The 14,694-nt window shown below is 49.4% G+C and carries 16 protein-coding genes and 1 other RNA gene; 1 reads left to right on the forward strand and 16 read right to left on the reverse strand.

The genetic code is table 11. The features are described 5' to 3' along the window. Window positions 1–50: 50 nt before the first annotated feature. The 15 genes from rsmI to FC20_RS06015 all read right to left on the reverse strand — a co-directional run bounded on the left by rsmI (window position 51) and on the right by FC20_RS06015 (window position 11,531). Window positions 51–905, reverse strand: coding sequence for a 16S rRNA (cytidine(1402)-2'-O)-methyltransferase (rsmI, locus tag FC20_RS05950; RefSeq protein ID WP_008462767.1), 855 nt, complete (start codon window positions 903–905; stop codon window positions 51–53). Further along, window positions 905–1,237, reverse strand: coding sequence for a DNA replication initiation control protein YabA (gene yabA, locus FC20_RS05955; RefSeq protein WP_035172872.1), 333 nt, complete (start codon window positions 1,235–1,237; stop codon window positions 905–907). The genes rsmI and yabA overlap by 1 nt, the downstream gene beginning before the upstream one ends. 13 nt (window positions 1,238–1,250) lie before the next feature. Next, the gene (locus FC20_RS05960) at window positions 1,251–2,114 is read right to left on the reverse strand and encodes a DNA polymerase III subunit delta (protein WP_008462764.1); all 864 of its coding nucleotides are present in this window, start codon (window positions 2,112–2,114) and stop codon (window positions 1,251–1,253) included. Then, window positions 2,114–2,440 (reverse strand): cyclic-di-AMP receptor, encoded by a 327-nt coding sequence (locus tag FC20_RS05965; RefSeq protein WP_008462762.1) that lies wholly within the window; start codon window positions 2,438–2,440, stop codon window positions 2,114–2,116. Before FC20_RS05965 ends, FC20_RS05960 begins: the two co-directional genes overlap by 1 nt. 12 nt (window positions 2,441–2,452) lie before the next feature. Next, a complete protein-coding gene (gene tmk / locus FC20_RS05970) occupies window positions 2,453–3,094 on the reverse strand; it encodes a dTMP kinase (protein ID WP_008462761.1) in 642 nt (213 codons plus the stop codon). A 162-nt stretch (window positions 3,095–3,256) separates the two neighbouring features. Further along, window positions 3,257–3,490: a YaaL family protein gene (locus FC20_RS05975; RefSeq protein ID WP_008462759.1), complete on the reverse strand. Its 234-nt coding sequence runs from the start codon at window positions 3,488–3,490 to the stop codon at window positions 3,257–3,259. Continuing rightward, window positions 3,487–4,086: a recombination mediator RecR gene (recR, locus tag FC20_RS05980; RefSeq protein ID WP_008462757.1), complete on the reverse strand. Its 600-nt coding sequence runs from the start codon at window positions 4,084–4,086 to the stop codon at window positions 3,487–3,489. The genes FC20_RS05975 and recR overlap by 4 nt, the downstream gene beginning before the upstream one ends. Window position 4,087: 1 nt before the next feature. Beyond that, window positions 4,088–4,417: a YbaB/EbfC family nucleoid-associated protein gene (locus FC20_RS05985; RefSeq protein ID WP_008462754.1), complete on the reverse strand. Its 330-nt coding sequence runs from the start codon at window positions 4,415–4,417 to the stop codon at window positions 4,088–4,090. Between the two features lie 60 nt (window positions 4,418–4,477). Beyond that, window positions 4,478–6,436 (reverse strand): DNA polymerase III subunit gamma/tau, encoded by a 1,959-nt coding sequence (dnaX, locus tag FC20_RS05990; RefSeq protein ID WP_008462752.1) that lies wholly within the window; start codon window positions 6,434–6,436, stop codon window positions 4,478–4,480. Window positions 6,437–6,495: 59 nt separating this feature from the next. Continuing rightward, an RNA gene (ffs, locus tag FC20_RS10080) (signal recognition particle sRNA small type) lies at window positions 6,496–6,590 on the reverse strand. Window positions 6,591–6,601: 11 nt separating this feature from the next. Next, window positions 6,602–7,111: a tRNA adenosine(34) deaminase TadA gene (gene tadA / locus FC20_RS05995; protein WP_008462750.1), complete on the reverse strand. Its 510-nt coding sequence runs from the start codon at window positions 7,109–7,111 to the stop codon at window positions 6,602–6,604. Beyond that, window positions 7,111–7,713, reverse strand: coding sequence for a class I SAM-dependent methyltransferase (locus FC20_RS06000; protein WP_008462748.1), 603 nt, complete (start codon window positions 7,711–7,713; stop codon window positions 7,111–7,113). Before FC20_RS06000 ends, tadA begins: the two co-directional genes overlap by 1 nt. Before the next feature lies 1 nt (window position 7,714). Next, window positions 7,715–8,245 (reverse strand): bifunctional pyr operon transcriptional regulator/uracil phosphoribosyltransferase PyrR, encoded by a 531-nt coding sequence (pyrR, locus tag FC20_RS06005; RefSeq protein ID WP_008462746.1) that lies wholly within the window; start codon window positions 8,243–8,245, stop codon window positions 7,715–7,717. Window positions 8,246–8,336: 91 nt separating this feature from the next. Then, the gene (locus FC20_RS06010) at window positions 8,337–11,192 is read right to left on the reverse strand and encodes a hypothetical protein (protein ID WP_056945337.1); all 2,856 of its coding nucleotides are present in this window, start codon (window positions 11,190–11,192) and stop codon (window positions 8,337–8,339) included. A 48-nt stretch (window positions 11,193–11,240) separates the two neighbouring features. Then, complete coding sequence (locus FC20_RS06015) at window positions 11,241–11,531, reverse strand: hypothetical protein (protein ID WP_008462737.1); 291 nt, start codon at window positions 11,529–11,531, stop codon at window positions 11,241–11,243. Between the two features lie 264 nt (window positions 11,532–11,795). Between FC20_RS06015 and FC20_RS06020 the strand changes: the two genes are divergently transcribed. Further along, window positions 11,796–13,004, forward strand: a complete 1,209-nt coding sequence (locus FC20_RS06020) for an SLAP domain-containing protein (protein ID WP_008462735.1) — start codon at window positions 11,796–11,798, stop codon at window positions 13,002–13,004. A gap of 500 nt (window positions 13,005–13,504) precedes the next feature. Here FC20_RS06020 and FC20_RS10090 read toward each other — a convergent pair whose 3' ends face one another. Further along, window positions 13,505–14,125: a hypothetical protein gene (locus tag FC20_RS10090; RefSeq protein WP_201779609.1), complete on the reverse strand. Its 621-nt coding sequence runs from the start codon at window positions 14,123–14,125 to the stop codon at window positions 13,505–13,507. Between the last annotated feature and the right edge of the window lie 569 nt (window positions 14,126–14,694).

Raw genomic sequence — 14,694 nt, forward strand, 5'->3', positions numbered from 1 at the left:
TTCCTTTTGCTTAGCAGTTTTGCCCACAGAAAAAAGCTGCCTAACTGCTTTTACTGTTGGTGGTAGCGGTCATACAGCTCGTTTTTAGAAACTTGGTGCTTTTTGGCAACTTCTTTAATCGCATCTTTCTTGGAAACGCCGGAATCGACCTTGTCTTTAACCTCGGCAATTAAGTCATTCCATTCTAGCTCTTTTTCCGCCGTATTTGGCGAAACCAAGACGACGAATTCCCCTCTTGGGGCAACGTCTTTAAAGTGGTCAGTCACTTCGGCTAAAGTCCCTCTGGCAAATTCTTCGTGGATCTTGGTCAGTTCTCTAGCGCAGACGATCTGCCGGCTAGGGTCAAAGACTTCTCCCATGGTTTCCAGGGTCTTAACCAGGCGGTGGGGCGCTTCATAAAAGATCGAGGTTGCCCGGGCTTGGTTCATTTCCTGAAAGTAGTCTTTTTGCTGACTGGCTTTTCTAGGCAAAAAGCCATAGTAGGTAAAAGGCTGCGCGTCAAAGCCAGATGCAATCAAGGCCGTCGCAAAAGCGGAGGCCCCTGGCAGAGGCACGACTGGGACATTGGCCTTGATGCACTCTTCGACCAAGATGTAGCCAGGGTCAGAAATGACCGGCATCCCAGCATCGCTGATTTCAGCGATCACAGCGCCTTCTTGCATCAGCTTCACCAGTTCTGGGGCCTTTTCCTTCGAATTAAACTTGTGAAAGGCCACCATCTTATTGTGGATGCCAATCCGGTCCAGCATCAAGCCACTGGTTCTGGTATCTTCAGCAGCGATATAATCGGCACTTTCCAGAACTTTTTTGGCCCGAATGGTAATGTCTTCCAAGTTGCCAATCGGGGTCGGCACCAAGTAGAGCTTGCCCTGCTGGTCGTCTTTATAGCTAGTTTGAATCTGCATTACTTATGTCCTGATTTCTTTCCAAAATTATCTAAGATATCCAGGCAAAACATGCAATCGGCACTCGGATCCCGGTGGGTCCCGTAGTACATGTTGCAAATATGGTAGCCTGATTGGTAAATCTGCTTGAGCACCGTCATCCCGTTTTGGTTCTTGCTCCCGTGCTCTTTGGCAGTTAGCTTATCGAGCTTTTCGCGTAGCAGCTGGTTTTCCACCTTGAGCTCGGTATTTTCCTTTAAGGTCTCTAAGACTTCGCCCTTAAGGGACTGGACGCTCTTGAGCATTTTTTCCAGCTGCTGCTCGAGCTGCTCTAACTTTGAATATGGATCCACAATTTTCACCTACCTACTTTTGCCATTTCAAGGCTAAAAAGTCTAAGCAATTTAGCACGCTGACATTGCTTTGCCGCATCTGGTCGACCGTGAGCAGGTCGCTCAAGATGGCTGCCGCAAGGGTTAATTCGCCATTTTCTAAATCTCGCTCCGCCCACTTCTTTAAGAGCAGCCATAGATACTTTTCCATGGGCTTGCCGCCCTTTTTCACCTGGTCGCCCAGGCGGTGGGCCGAAATAATAGCTAAAGCATCTTGATCTTTTAGCTCCTGGTAAAAATACTTGACCTGCTGGTCAAACTGGTCGGTCTTGCCCAGCTGAGCCAGCTCTTCTTGGCTGAAGCCATTTTCCAGTAAAAAGCCGTCCCGGCCAGAAGCTGCCTTTTGCTCAAAGGCAATAATCTGGGTTCTAGACCGGATAGTGGGCAAAACCTGCCCGGCATTATTTGCAATTAAGAAGGTTACGACCGGCGCTACCGGTTCTTCCAGTAAATTAAGCAAGGCGTTTGACGCTGACAAAGTCAGGCTTTGCGCCTGGTCAATGATAAAGTAGCGAAAATCGCCTTCAGCAGGGCTTTTAGCCAGCTCCTCTTTCAAGGGGCGGATCTGGTCAATCGAAGTGGTTTGCCGGCCAGCTTCGGGCTTGACCAAAAAGACGTCAGGATAGTTGCCAGACAGAATCCGCTGGCAAGACACGCAAGTGCCGTCAGGCTTATTCTCCCCTTGGCAGTTGGCATAGCAGATTAGCCAGTAAACGGTGTTGAGAGCCTGAGCCTCGTCGCCGGTTACCAGCAAATAGGCATGGGCCAGCTTATCCTTGTCCTTGGCCCGCTTTAAGCGGTCTGCTGCCTCATGGTTAACGCTTTTTAAATCAGGCATTAAAAGTGCAAGAAGCGGTCAACTGGCAAAATGAAGACCGTAGCCCCGCCAACCGTGATGTTGACTGGATCAATCTGCTGCTCAAAGGAAATCCCAGGGTGCAGGCCCGGCGTGATGACTTCTTCTCTGGTTTGTGAATTTTCATGGATGATGTCCAAAACGTCGTCCACGTCTTCATCTTCCACCCCAACCAAGAAGGTGGTGTTGCCTTCTCTTAAAAAGCCACCTGTTGAAGCCAGCTTGGTAGCCCGGACGTCATGATCGATAAAAGCGTTTTGCAGGCGCTTAGCATCTTCTGATTGAACAATAGCGACGATTAGTTTCATGTTCCCTGCCTCCTACTTAAATGCTGCTGGGAAAGTACTTTTAATCAGTTTAACACTTGCCTTGACCACTTGGCTCAAATCTTGCCTTGCATCGACGACCTTGATCCGGTCTGGGTGAGCCTTAACCACTTCTTGGTAGCCGCGGTAAACCAGCTGGTGGAAGGCCAGCTTTTCTTGTTCCAGGCGGTCTTCTTGGCCGGCGCGCTCCTTGCTGATCCGCTTTAAGCCGATTTCTGGCTCAATGTCCAAAAAGACGGTCAGCTGAGGCTCTAAGTGTCCGGTCGCAAAGGCATTAATCTGGGCCACTTCGTCAATGCCTAGCCCCCGTCCCTTGCCCTGGTAGGCCAAGGAAGAATCGACAAAGCGGTCAGAGATAACGATCTTGCCAGCTGCCAGGGCCGGGTTAATGATCTCGCTGACGTGCTGGGCGCGGCTAGCTGCGTAAAGCAGGGCTTCCGTTTTATCATCCATTTCCGTATTTGCCGGGTCTAAGATGATGTCCCGGATGCTTTCGGCGATCTTGGACCCGCCTGGTTCGCGCGTAACCAAGATTTCTCTTGACGTTTGAGCTTGAAGTGCCTTCACGACTTCGCTAATGACGGTCGTCTTGCCGGCGCCGTCTGGCCCTTCAAAAGTGATAAAGTAACCTTCCATAAGTGCAAAAACCTCCTTTCTCTATTTTACAAGACTATCTCTAGTATTAATAGTCAAAAGTTGAACACTAAATCTTGTATTTTTTAGATATCTGATTATTTTTTTGTCAAAAAGAAAAACTCCCTTAATGGCAATGTCATTGCCTTAATGGGAGTTTGCTCTTTATTGAGAAATCGCGTTGGTCACGCCGGTATAAGAAGCGTGGCGGTAGCGGGCTTCGTCATACAAAAAGGCATATTCAGCCCGCAAGATCTTGTCAGCCACGATATTGTCGTCTGACATATCCAAGGTCGTGTTGTCTAAGCCCTTGTTCAAGCTGATTTCTTGCTGGACCCGTTCAACCAGGTCCATCAGCTTGGCATCTTCAGCTTGCTTAATCTTGTCAATTTTTTTCATAGTTCCGTCCTTCCTTGAACTGCCCGCTTCAGGGTAATCAGGTTGGCATACTCGATGTCAGAACCAACTGCTAGGCCGGCCGCTAGGCGCGTGACCTTGAGGCCAGCGGGCTTAATCAGGCGGCTGATGTACATGGCGGTCGACTCGCCTTCTGGCGTAGAGTTTAAAGCCAAGATCACTTCTTTAACCGAGTCTTGCTTTTGCAAGCGGACGATCAAAGACTTGATGTTGATCTGCTCAGGGCCAACTCCATCCATGGGCGACAAAACGCCGTGCAGAACGTGGTAAAGACCGCTATATTCGCCCATGTTTTCAAAGGCCATGACGTCTTTAGGCTCTTCCACCACCATGATGGTGGACTGGTCTCTGGCAGGGTTGGCGCAAATGGAACATGGGTCTTGCTCAGTGATATTGCCGCAGATGGAACATTCCCGCAATTTCTGCTTCACGTCCACCAGCGACTGGGCAAATTCTTGCACGTCCTCTTCTGGCATGTCCATGGCATAAAAGGCTAAGCGCGTTGCCGTTTTTTCGCCAATACCAGGCAATTTCATGAAGGAATCGATCAAACGCGCGATTGGCAGCGGATATTGCACCTTACATCAGGCCTTTCGTGTACTTGCCAAGGCTAGATTGGGTCGCCTGGTCGATTTGGGTCAAGCCCTTGTTGACAGCATCGATGATCAGGTCTTCCAGCATGTCTGGGTCATCTGGGTCAATGGCATCTTCCTTGATTGAGATGGCCTTCAGCTTGCGGTCGCCGGTAAAAGTAGCAACCACCATGTCATCAGCTGACTTGCCCGTAAATTCTTGAGCAGTGATTTGTTCTTGCTCTTGAGCCATTTGCTCTTGCAGCTTCTTGGCTTGCTTCATCATTTGCTGCATGTTCATGCCGCCCATTCCTGGGAAAGCAGGTCTTCTACTCATAAATCGTTTCTCCTTTGTTTTCTGTCTGTGCCTAATTTTACCGCTAAAAGGCTTTTTTGGCTAATCCTTGATCTTGACGACGTCGCCAAAAAGCTCCTGGGCTTTTTCAATTACGTCGCGGTTGTCGTTATTGCTTGTTTGATTACTAGTTTGGTCATTATCTTGATCATTATTGGCAGGAAGTGGACTAGCTTCCACCGGCCCCTGCTCAGGGTCTGGCGGAACCGGACCAAAGTCAGCGTCATTATCACTTATAGTTGGCTGAGGCTGAGCTGGTGCTTGCTGCTCCAGTTTTTGGGCTTCCTTAGCCCGCTTTACCCGCTCTTGTAATTGCTTAGCGTGTTCTTTGATAAAGTCCTGGCGGATCTTGGGCCAGGCTTTTTCTTCAACAACCGCAATAGTCCAGCTTTCCTTGGTCAGCTGCTCTAAGTCGCGATCTAAATCAGTCATGAATTGCTTGGGGTCAACAGCGATTTGCCAAGCCCGGGACTTGCTGGCCAAAAGCAATTTATTATCGCTAGCCGCGATCGGCTCAAGGTAGGTCAGAGCTGACTTAGCTGGCCCCTCCAGCATGCTTGGCAGGTCTCTTTCCCAGAGTTTTTTAGCTTCGTTTAAGCCAGCCTTGGTGGCTTCACTTAAGACGGCATAGATCTCATCTTTGCTGGAGGCAATTTCTGAGAACTTTTCAACCGCAGCTTTTTCAGCCTGCGCCGCCTGCTGGGCCATGGCCGTTGGCGCTCCGTCTTGGCTGAAGAGGCGCTGGTTCATCTGGAAGACATGGCGGGGGTTCAGGTTGGCTGTGCTTGACCCAGTACCAGGATTGGCCTTTAAAGCTGCCACTTCTTGAGTCAAGTTGTGGATTTGCTGCTTCAGCTGGCCCAGCTGCCGTTCCATGGCAGGATTGGCTGCAGGTGCCGGAGCACTTCCCGAAATTGATGCGTTATTAGTACTTTCCTGCGCCGCCTTGACCAAAAAGACTTCCAGAGGGATCTGCTGCTGGTTGGTAAAGCGGAGGTCGCCTAAGGCCTGGTTGGCCGCTTCGACAATCCCGGTTAGCCGGCTGGCCGGCACCTGGGAAACCGCATCAGCAAAACCTTCGCTGACAAAGGCGTCTTGACCCTGACCGCTTTTGGCTAAGAGCATGATCTGGACAGCAAGGCTAATAATTTCGTTTAAGATATTTTGTGAGCTAGCCCCGTTAGCGATCGCCTTTTTGGCTAAATCGAGCGCCTTTGCCGCATCCCGGTTTAAGAGTGCCAAAAGCAGCTGCTCGATGTCTTCTCTAGCTGCAAAGCCGGTGATCTCCAAGGCATCGTCATAGAGCAGCTTATCTTTTTCAAAGGACAAGAGCTGATCCAAAATGCTCAGGGCATCCCGCATCCCCCCGTCAGCCACTTGGGCAATGACGTACAGGGCCCGGTCTTCATAAGCCACCCCTTCTTGGCCCAGGATGTATTCCATCCGCTTGACCAGGTCCGCGTTTGAGATCCGCTTAAAGTTGTAGCGCTGAGTCCGGGAAATGATGGTAGCCGGCACCTTTTGCAGTTCGGTCGTTGCCAAAATGAAGATCACGCTGGCCGGCGGCTCTTCCAGCGTCTTTAACAAGGCGTTAAAGGCTGAAATTGACAGCATGTGGACTTCGTCGATGATGTAGACCTTGTACTTGCCTTCAGTCGGGGCATAGTGGACCTTGTCTAAAAGTTCGCGAATTTCGTCAACGCTGTTGTTTGAGGCCGCGTCCATTTCGGTAATGTCTGGCATGGCCCCTTGGTCAGCCGCTAGGCAGTTGGCGCACTCGTTGCAGGGCTCGCCGTCTTGCAGGTTCAGGCAGTTTAAGGCCTTGGCAAAAATCTTCGCACAGGACGTCTTCCCCGTCCCCCGGGGACCGGCAAAGAGGAAGGCGTGCGACACCTTGCCCCTTTTAATGGAATTTTTGAGGGTATCCGTAATGGCTTCCTGCCCGACTACAGCATCAAAGGTCCGGGGACGCCATTTCCGATATAGAGCTTGATAAGCCACTGAATCCTCCTCTAGTGATTAAAAAAGCTCCTAGCTCTAAAAAGAGCTAAGAGCCGTTAAATTGCTAAATAAAGGGCACATGCCCAAACAACCTTAGTGCTGCTACCTTCCGGTCCTGACACGCTTCGGAGGCTGAACATTGCCCGACTTATATTGTAACCTAAACTAATCGGTTTGGCAATTTTCTGCCGCTTTTTTTGCAGCTTTTTGTTTCTCCCGAATTTCCCGGAAAAAGTCTTTTAAGAGCTGAGCCCCTTGTTCCCGGTATAAACCGCGAATCACCTGCGGGTGGTGGTTGAATTTTTCTACGCTAAAGAGGTCCACCACGCTGCCAGCCGCCCCAGCTTTAGGGTCAAGGGCCGCAAAGTAAACGGTCTTGATCCGGGAATTGATGATGGCACCGGCGCACATGGCACAAGGCTCTAGCGTCACAAAGAGGCTGCAGTCAATCAGCCGCCATGAGCCCAATTTTTGGCAGGCCTCCCGGATGGCCAGGATTTCGGCATGGGCCACGGCATCTTGGTCCAGTTCCCGGTGGTTGTAGCCCCGACCGATGATCTCACCATCTGGCCCGACAACCACGGCGCCGATTGGCACTTCCTCCTGCTCTTTGGCCAGGTTTGCCTGGTCAAAGGCGGCCTGCATGTAGGCCTTTTTTTCTTCGCTTGAAAACATTACTTCTTCACGCTCTTCAAAATGTAATAGCCCTTGTCCCGGTCCAGGATCTCGCAGTTGCCAAAAGTCTCCTGCATCAGCTTTCTAGCGCTAGGCTCGCCCTGCTTTTTCTGGATGACAACCAAAAGCATCCCGCCTGGCAAGAGATAGTTAACGCTGTCAGCCAAAATACTGGTCCACACCTTTTTGCCGGCACGGATCGGCGGGTTAGTCACGATCGCCGCAAATTCGCCAGTAACTTCGCTATACCGGTCAGAGGCGTGGATATTGACGTTGCTTGCGCCATTAGCAGCTGCATTCTTCCGGGCTAAAGCGAGAGCCCGCTCGTTGACGTCAACCATTTCGACTTCCCGGTCTGGCCACTTTTTCGCCGCAAAAAGGCCAATGGGCCCGTAGCCGCAGCCCAGGTCCAGGACCTTGCCAGCCACTAAGTCTTGTGACAGCATTTGCTTGATCAAGACTCCGCTGCCATAGTCGACCCGGCTTTTAGAAAAAACACCGGCGTCTGTAGTTAGATTCAGGTTAATGCCTTCCAGATTGTAGCGGATCTGCCGCTCATCGTGGGCCACCGTGGGATTTTCTGTAAAATACTGTTCCGCCATCTTATTCCTCGTCGATTTCTACTGCATCTTGGTCATCGATTTCCTTGACCAAGACTTGCACGTCTTCGCTGGCTGCCGTTGGGATGTTCTTGCCGACAAAGTCTGGTCTGATCGGCAATTCCCGGTGGCCCCGGTCGATCAAGACCGCCAAAGCAATCTTGCTTGGCCGGCCCTGGTCCATGATGGCGTCTAGCGCGGCCCGGATGGTGCGGCCAGTGTACAAAACGTCGTCAACCAGGATGACCGTCTTGTCGGTTAAGTCAAAAGAGGTGTCAAAGCTCTTGATGGCCTGCTTTTTAGCCTCAGCATCTAGGTCATCCCGGTAAGCGGAAATGTCTAGGGGCAAAACCGGCAGCTGGCGGCCTTCGATCTTGGCCAAGCGCTCGCCCATTCTTTCAGCCAGATACCAGCCACGGGTCTTGATCCCGATCAAGACTAGGTTTTCCGTCCCCTGGTTTCTTTCGACAATTTCATAGCTCATTCTGGTCAAAGCCCGGCGGATACCGGCTTCGTCCATGATTTTTTTGTTCATTATTTTACTTTTCCTTTCAAAGCCCAACTTACTTAGTCACCATACTTTTTCGCGATAGTAGTTCTACTATATTCTAGTTAAAAAGCACCCTCTAGGTCAAATTGCGCCAGTTATTTTCATAGGCAGCTTCGGCTAAGTCCAGGTACTTGTCATAGTCCAGGGAGTTGAGAATCACCTCTTGCTCGGCTGGATCCAACAAGTTGATGGCCCGGTTTTCCACATGCATGGACCAAGCAGGATCAAGACCTGGAATCTTAGAGACCGCTGCTTCACGTCCTGGCGCCAGCCGCTTTAGCCCGCAGGCATTTAAGACAAACATCGCCAGAGCATCGTGCTGCAGGGCCGGCTCGCCATTTTTCTCCCGCTTTTTCTTCATGGCCGGGGTCAGCTTTTTAGCACTGGCCAAATAAAGGTGGAGGGTCAGCGGCAAGCCGTCTTGGTAGATGAAGACCCGGTTGTAGCGCTGCAGGCTGATTGGCTTTAAGGTCTTGCCCTTTTCATAGCCAAAAACGCAGCTGGTCTTGCTCTTGCTGAAGTTGGAGGCCAGGATATTTTGGAACATCCGCAGGCGGTGGGCCAGGTCCGGAAAGGCGTATGGGACCCGGTCCAAGATCTCCTTGGCTTTTTCACGATCAAATGGCGCTGACAGATCAGCTTTTTCGGCCAATAAATATTGGCTGAGCAGCCAGTCGATGATGGCGGGGTGAGCCAGGGACTTAACTGGAGTTGTATCTTGGTAGCAGGCCAAGCTGCCAGAAGCCGACAGGATCTGCCCGTCTTCCGTCGCCTCCATCCGGTTGTTAGAATCCTTAGAGATGAGGTACAGCTCTTCTGGCTCGATTTCAACGCCAATCTCGGCTGCCTCCTTGGCCAAGATCCGGTCGTTGGTCTCCTTGTCTAAGACTGAATAAAGGCCATCCGTATTGGTCGATACAATCCGGGCACCGGCATAGGTCTGGGCCTGGCCGATCATGTAGGTAAAAAGCTGCCCAATGATCCGCATGGACCGAATCCGGTTGTTCATCCGGATGACCGACGTCACCCGCTCGTCGCGCGGGTCAGCGGCACCGGTGGCTGAATTGAGGATCAGCTTGGTTCCTTCTCGCTCAATTTCAAACATCTGCCGCTGGGCCGGGCTGTAATTTTCATCCTTGCGCTTGACGTCTAGTTCCTGCTTTCGCTCAAAAATCGCTGAATAGCGGTCTTCACCTAGGCGCTCGTTATAAAAGGCATTGAGCCGTCTTAACATGTTTGGGTAATAGGACGTGAAGTCTTCGTGGTTGGTCAGGCAGCTGGAGGTGTAGCCATAGCGGGGATCCAGCCGGGTGCTCCCGGCCTGGTCTTTAAAGACGCTTGGCTCATCTTTTGCAAAATCTTTATAAAATTGCCCCCGCTCTTCAACTGGCGTTTTTTCCATGGCCTTGATAGTGGCCTTGCTGGTCAAAAAGCTCTTGTAGGATTCCACCCGGCCATCGGGCAGGATGACTTCCTTGCTTTGCCGGAGTTCCAAAGGATCCGGGTAAAGCTTTTTGACATAGGCCAAATCGGCTGCTTTCTTTTGAAATTCGGCATCGTCTTTTTTAAAGAGATCCAAATTATATTCAGACCCATGCAGGCCGCCAACTGAAAAAGTAATGTAGCAGCTAGACGGCGTCCCGTCAGCCTGGTAGTAAAAGAGGTTGGTGTCTTCCTTGTCCACCTGGCTTAAGTCGCTGACCGGCAGGGCCTGGTCGCCGTAGTCTTCTTTATATTCTTTTGAGGGGTTGAAATTTTTACCGGCAAACTGCTTGTAGTAGTCGTAAACCCGGTCAAAGTTGGCCCGGAGCTGCTCGTCGTCAAACATTTTGTAGAAAAAGTCCTTGGCTTCTTCTAAGACATCTCGCTGCTTCTCCCCCGTTTTTTCAGCAATGGCCTTGGCTGGGTAAAGGAAGGATACCTCTCGGTCGTCTTTTAAGCGGCCATAAGGGCACAAAACCTTGCGGGCAAAGGCCGCAGACGTTGAATCGATGGTCAGGCGATCATAGCGGACAAACTTGGGTCCGATTTTAGGCTTGTAGATGTCGCCATCTTCTTGGTAGATCAGGTCCGGGTAGCGGTCCAGCAGGCCTTTTTTCAAGAGAAACTGTCCCTGGTAGTAAGGGTGGCAGAAGAGCTCTTTCAAGTTGACCACGTCAGAGACGTTATAAGCGATCAAGTCGGCAAATTCTTCTTGGCTGGTTAGGTAGTCTTGGCCCGGCCGCAACTTGTCGCTTTCCAGGATCTGCCAGCCCAAGTTGCCTAAAAGTCGCTTCAGCCCCACCCGCCTTTGCCGCTCGTTAAGCTGGGACACGTCAAGGTGACGCCCCGTCATGCGGAAATTTTTTAAGACGAGACTGGCCGTCTTGTCCTCCCACAAGCTGGCCGGCATCTGGCCGATATAGCGAGAAAAAAGCGTATCGTTAAAGTCTCGCATTTCTTTAGCGGTGATTGGGCGAAACTGGTCTCTGACCCCGCTGGCATTTGGCCACCAGGTGCGGGTGAAGTAATAAGCCAGCATGGTCAGGTCGTAGTTGGTGGAATTGTAGCCAAAAAAGTACGGTGCCTTTTCCGGGGAATAGTCTGGGTCCGTGTCGCAGGTCGGCCGAAAAGCCGCTGGGAACGATGACTTGGCCTCTGGATCATTGACATAGCGGGCATCCGACAGGCCAAAGGCCTGGGCTAGGCGCTCGTTGGCCGTTTGCTCGTGGAGGTTCAGGTAGTAGATGTCGCCCCGGAAATTTTGATTTTTGGCCCGGATTTCGCCAGCGGCCATCTTTTTAAAGGGGATGCTGTCTTGGCCAGTCAGGCCGGGGTCGTCAACTAAATAGTAGATGTCCACCCGCTCATCGTCTGGCCGGTAGCAAGACAGGGTGAAGGCGTTGGTCAAGGATTCAATATCGTAAAAATAGGAATTAAGCCGGTCGGTCATGGTGGCTCCTCACTTTCGTTTTTTGTCTTCAGAAAGAAAAAGCGAGTCTTAGCGACTCAGCTGCTCACGGTTGCTTTTTCTTTTTCTCAATTCTTCAAACCGCTCTAAGGGCATGGAAGTTACGTGATAATGTCGGCAATAAGGACATAAATAAGAGCGAATCGGCATCTTGCGCCAGTGCTCATGGTTGATTTCCATGGTGTGGACGGCCGCTTCTTCTCGGTAAAGAAATAATTCAGCATCAAACTTGGTCTTAAAGGCCTTCTTTCCGCTAGGACAAGCCATTAAGCGCAAATGCTTTGCCCGCCGGTAGGCCTTGTTTGCTTGACTTCTCGTCATAGTAATGCCCCCTTTCGGGAATAGTAATTATTTTTTACTTTTTTAATTATTAGCACTTACTTTACTCTCATTTTAGCATAAGAGCAAGCCCCCCTCAAGCATTGACCCTTGGCCGATTAGAGCGGTTTTATGGTCGATTTGCCTATTCAGTTTTTAAGCTGAATATATTTTTTCGGCAAAAAGGAAAGCGCTACATTGTTTTTTAGCTAAAAAAGTTAGATAATATAAAGGTATGTAAGTTTATCGTGCAATCTAGGAGGCAAAATGAAAAAGTTTACCAAGTCTATTTTGACTGCCCTCTCACTTGCGACAGCCACTTTTTCCGTAGCTCCGCAAGCAGCCGGCTTAACCGAAGCCGCTACGGCATCAAAGACTACTAAAGAATATAAAGATGGGTCTTACGACGTTACGGCCGAAATTTACGATGCCGGCGATACAGTTTATTCAACTGAAGCCAGCTTTTTGACTGCGGCGGGTGCTAAGGTTACCATCAAGAGCAACAAGCTTTCTGCTGTAATCTTCACTTTGGAATCTGACTCTCCATCATACTCTAGCCTGACCATCAACGGGCAAAAGGCCAAGGTTACCAAAGCCAAGGATGGCAGCGTTACCTACACTTTCGCAGCTAGTGCCTACCAAACTAAGAAGGGAACGATCAGCTTTACGGTTAATGACAAGAAGGTTACTGCTGACGTTACCTTCTCCGGTTTGCCATCTAACGCCTACAACACGGTTGTAGAGAAATCTAAGGTTGCCAAGAAGACGGTTAAGAAGAATTCAGCTGTTTACAACCGCGCTGGCAAGAAGACCAAGGCTAAGTCCATCAAGGCCGGCAAGACCATTACCACTTATGGCACTTTGACCCGCAATGGCGTGAAGTACTACAAGGTTTCAAAGAAGGCTAGCCGATACATCAAGGCTTCAAACGTTGACGGCGTCTTTGTAACCCTGAAGAAAAGTACGGCAGTCTACACTAAGGCCTTGAAAAAGACCAAGACTACCTACAAGAAGGGCAAGAAGCTGTACGCTTACGCCTACGCAATGCTTGGCGGCAACAAGTACTACAAGCTTGGCACTAACAAGTATATCCCAGCTTCGAAAGTTGACGGCTACAACATCACCTTGAAGCATGGCGCAATTGTCTACACCAAGGACCTGAAGAAGACCAAGACTAGCTACGGTGAAGGCAAGAAGCTGTACGCTTACGGCTCAGCTGTTTTAAACAAGCGCAAGTACTATCAAGTTGGCTCAAACAGCTTCATTGTAGCTTCAAACGTTGACGGGACTAACCGCAAGCTGAAGAAGAACGCCTACATCTACAAGAAGTCAAAGGGCAAGGCAGTTCGCTACAAGAAGTTCGTTTTGAAGAAGAATTCTACCCACAAGACTTACGGCGGCGCCGTAACGATCAAGGGCAAGAAGTACTACATCGTTGGCGTTGGCCAATACGTAGTTAAGTCTAACTTCCGTTAATTTGACATTATTAAACCGAAATCTCCATTTTGGAGATTCCGGTTTTTGTTTTTGGAAGGTGGGGGGCTGGCGGAGTACACGGGTTGACTCAACCGCGGAAAAAGTTGCACACAATCTTACTCAAGTAACGAAATTGTTGCTCACGATCTTACTCAAGTACGGAAAAAGTTGCTCACGATCTTACTCAAGTAACGAAATTACCGCTCATTATCTTACTCAACCGCGGCGAAAGTTGCTCACGATCTTACTCAAGTAACAAAATTGCTGCTCATTGTCTTGCTCAACTGGGCCTTCTCGTCAGTTTGTTGAGTAAATTTTGGGCCGGAGGTTAGCTTACTTGAGTATGTTTGTGTGAAGCTTTTTTCAAAAATGAGATCCAGTTGAGTCAAATTATGTGCACCCTTCCCCCAAACTAACTCAACCAAACCTAATTTTTCGATTTTTCGCCCCCAACTTGACTCAACCGGGCCACTTTTCCAAAAATTTTCCCCCAAGTTGACTCAACCAAACTTGGTTGACATACTTCGGGGGAGCTTTTCGCCAAAATCAAGACCGGTTGACATACTTTGGGGGCGAAATCCAACAAAATTCAGACCGGTTGACATACTTTGGGGGCAAAATCCGGCAAAATTCAGACCGGTTGACATACTTTGGGGGCAAAATCCAACAAAATTCAGACCGGTTAACATACTTTGGGGGCGAAATCCAGCAAAATTCAGACCGGTTGACATACTTTGGGGGCAAAATCCGGCAAAAATCAGACCGGTTGACATACTTTGGGGGCAAAATCCAACAAAATTCAGACCGGTTAACATACTTTGGGGGCGAAATCCAGCAAAATTCAGACCGGTTGACATACTTTGGGGGCAAAATCCGGCAAAAATCAGACCGGTTGACATACTTTGGGGGCAAAATCCAACAAAATTCAGACCGGTTAACATACTTTGGGGGCGAAATCCAGCAAAATTCAGACCGGTTGACATACTTTGGGGGCAAAATCCGGCAAAAATCAGACCGGTTGACATACTTTGGGGGCAAAATCCAACAAAAATCAAGACTGGTTGACATACTTCGGGGGCGCAGCTAACCCAGCGAAACCACACTTCAACTTTTCTTATCACTTGTTTACCTTTTCTTAAGCCGATTGCGCAACTTTCTTAGAGCCACGTTCACATTATGACCACGTATTCCCTCTATCATAAAAATACAAGTTCAGACAAGAACTTGCTTAAGAAAGGAGACCTGCATATGGTTAAAATGTTTACTCAATTAGCAGCCGTTACCGCATCCCTTTTACTTTTACTTAAATGGAAACAAAACCACCAAAAACGCCTGGTTGCCATCGCTACTAAGCGGAGCAATAAGTTGAATTCTTAAATTTCATTCTTTTCCCTTTTTAAGTTTGTTTAGCACGTTACACATTACATATATATTCTTAATCTCAATACTAACCTCCACCTCGAATGATATAAGCTAATATCACTTGATTTAGAGTAAAAAAAGGCTCTGGCACCCGCCAGAGTCTTTTCATTGTATGTATATTTATCGGTAAAAAATTCTTTTTTAAAAAACTAAATTCAATTACAGGTTCTTTACCCACTTCAGGGCAGCTGAAACGTTGACCTTGATTGGATCGCCGTACTTTGTACCCTTGTTCAAGGCAGCGAGGTCGCCGCTGCTTGCGTCGAAG

This window comes from Lactobacillus equicursoris DSM 19284 = JCM 14600 = CIP 110162 (genome assembly GCF_001434815.1).
Lineage (GTDB): Bacteria > Bacillota > Bacilli > Lactobacillales > Lactobacillaceae > Lactobacillus > Lactobacillus equicursoris.

What these genes read in the sequence shown, in the direction of transcription:
- FC20_RS06000 (WP_008462748.1), bottom strand. Translation starts at nt 7,713, where the DNA reads ATGGCGGAACAGTATTTTACAGAAAATCCCACGGTGGCCCACGATGAG.
- rsmI (WP_008462767.1), bottom strand. Translation starts at nt 905, where the DNA reads ATGCAGATTCAAACTAGCTATAAAGACGACCAGCAGGGCAAGCTCTAC.
- FC20_RS05965 (WP_008462762.1), bottom strand. Translation starts at nt 2,440, where the DNA reads ATGAAACTAATCGTCGCTATTGTTCAATCAGAAGATGCTAAGCGCCTG.
- FC20_RS06020 (WP_008462735.1), top strand. Translation starts at nt 11,796, where the DNA reads ATGAAAAAGTTTACCAAGTCTATTTTGACTGCCCTCTCACTTGCGACA.
- FC20_RS05985 (WP_008462754.1), bottom strand. Translation starts at nt 4,417, where the DNA reads ATGAGTAGAAGACCTGCTTTCCCAGGAATGGGCGGCATGAACATGCAG.
- FC20_RS06015 (WP_008462737.1), bottom strand. Translation starts at nt 11,531, where the DNA reads ATGACGAGAAGTCAAGCAAACAAGGCCTACCGGCGGGCAAAGCATTTG.
- FC20_RS06010 (WP_056945337.1), bottom strand. Translation starts at nt 11,192, where the DNA reads ATGACCGACCGGCTTAATTCCTATTTTTACGATATTGAATCCTTGACC.
- tadA (WP_008462750.1), bottom strand. Translation starts at nt 7,111, where the DNA reads ATGTTTTCAAGCGAAGAAAAAAAGGCCTACATGCAGGCCGCCTTTGAC.
- pyrR (WP_008462746.1), bottom strand. Translation starts at nt 8,245, where the DNA reads ATGAACAAAAAAATCATGGACGAAGCCGGTATCCGCCGGGCTTTGACC.
- FC20_RS05975 (WP_008462759.1), bottom strand. Translation starts at nt 3,490, where the DNA reads ATGAAAAAAATTGACAAGATTAAGCAAGCTGAAGATGCCAAGCTGATG.
- tmk (WP_008462761.1), bottom strand. Translation starts at nt 3,094, where the DNA reads ATGGAAGGTTACTTTATCACTTTTGAAGGGCCAGACGGCGCCGGCAAG.
- FC20_RS05960 (WP_008462764.1), bottom strand. Translation starts at nt 2,114, where the DNA reads ATGCCTGATTTAAAAAGCGTTAACCATGAGGCAGCAGACCGCTTAAAG.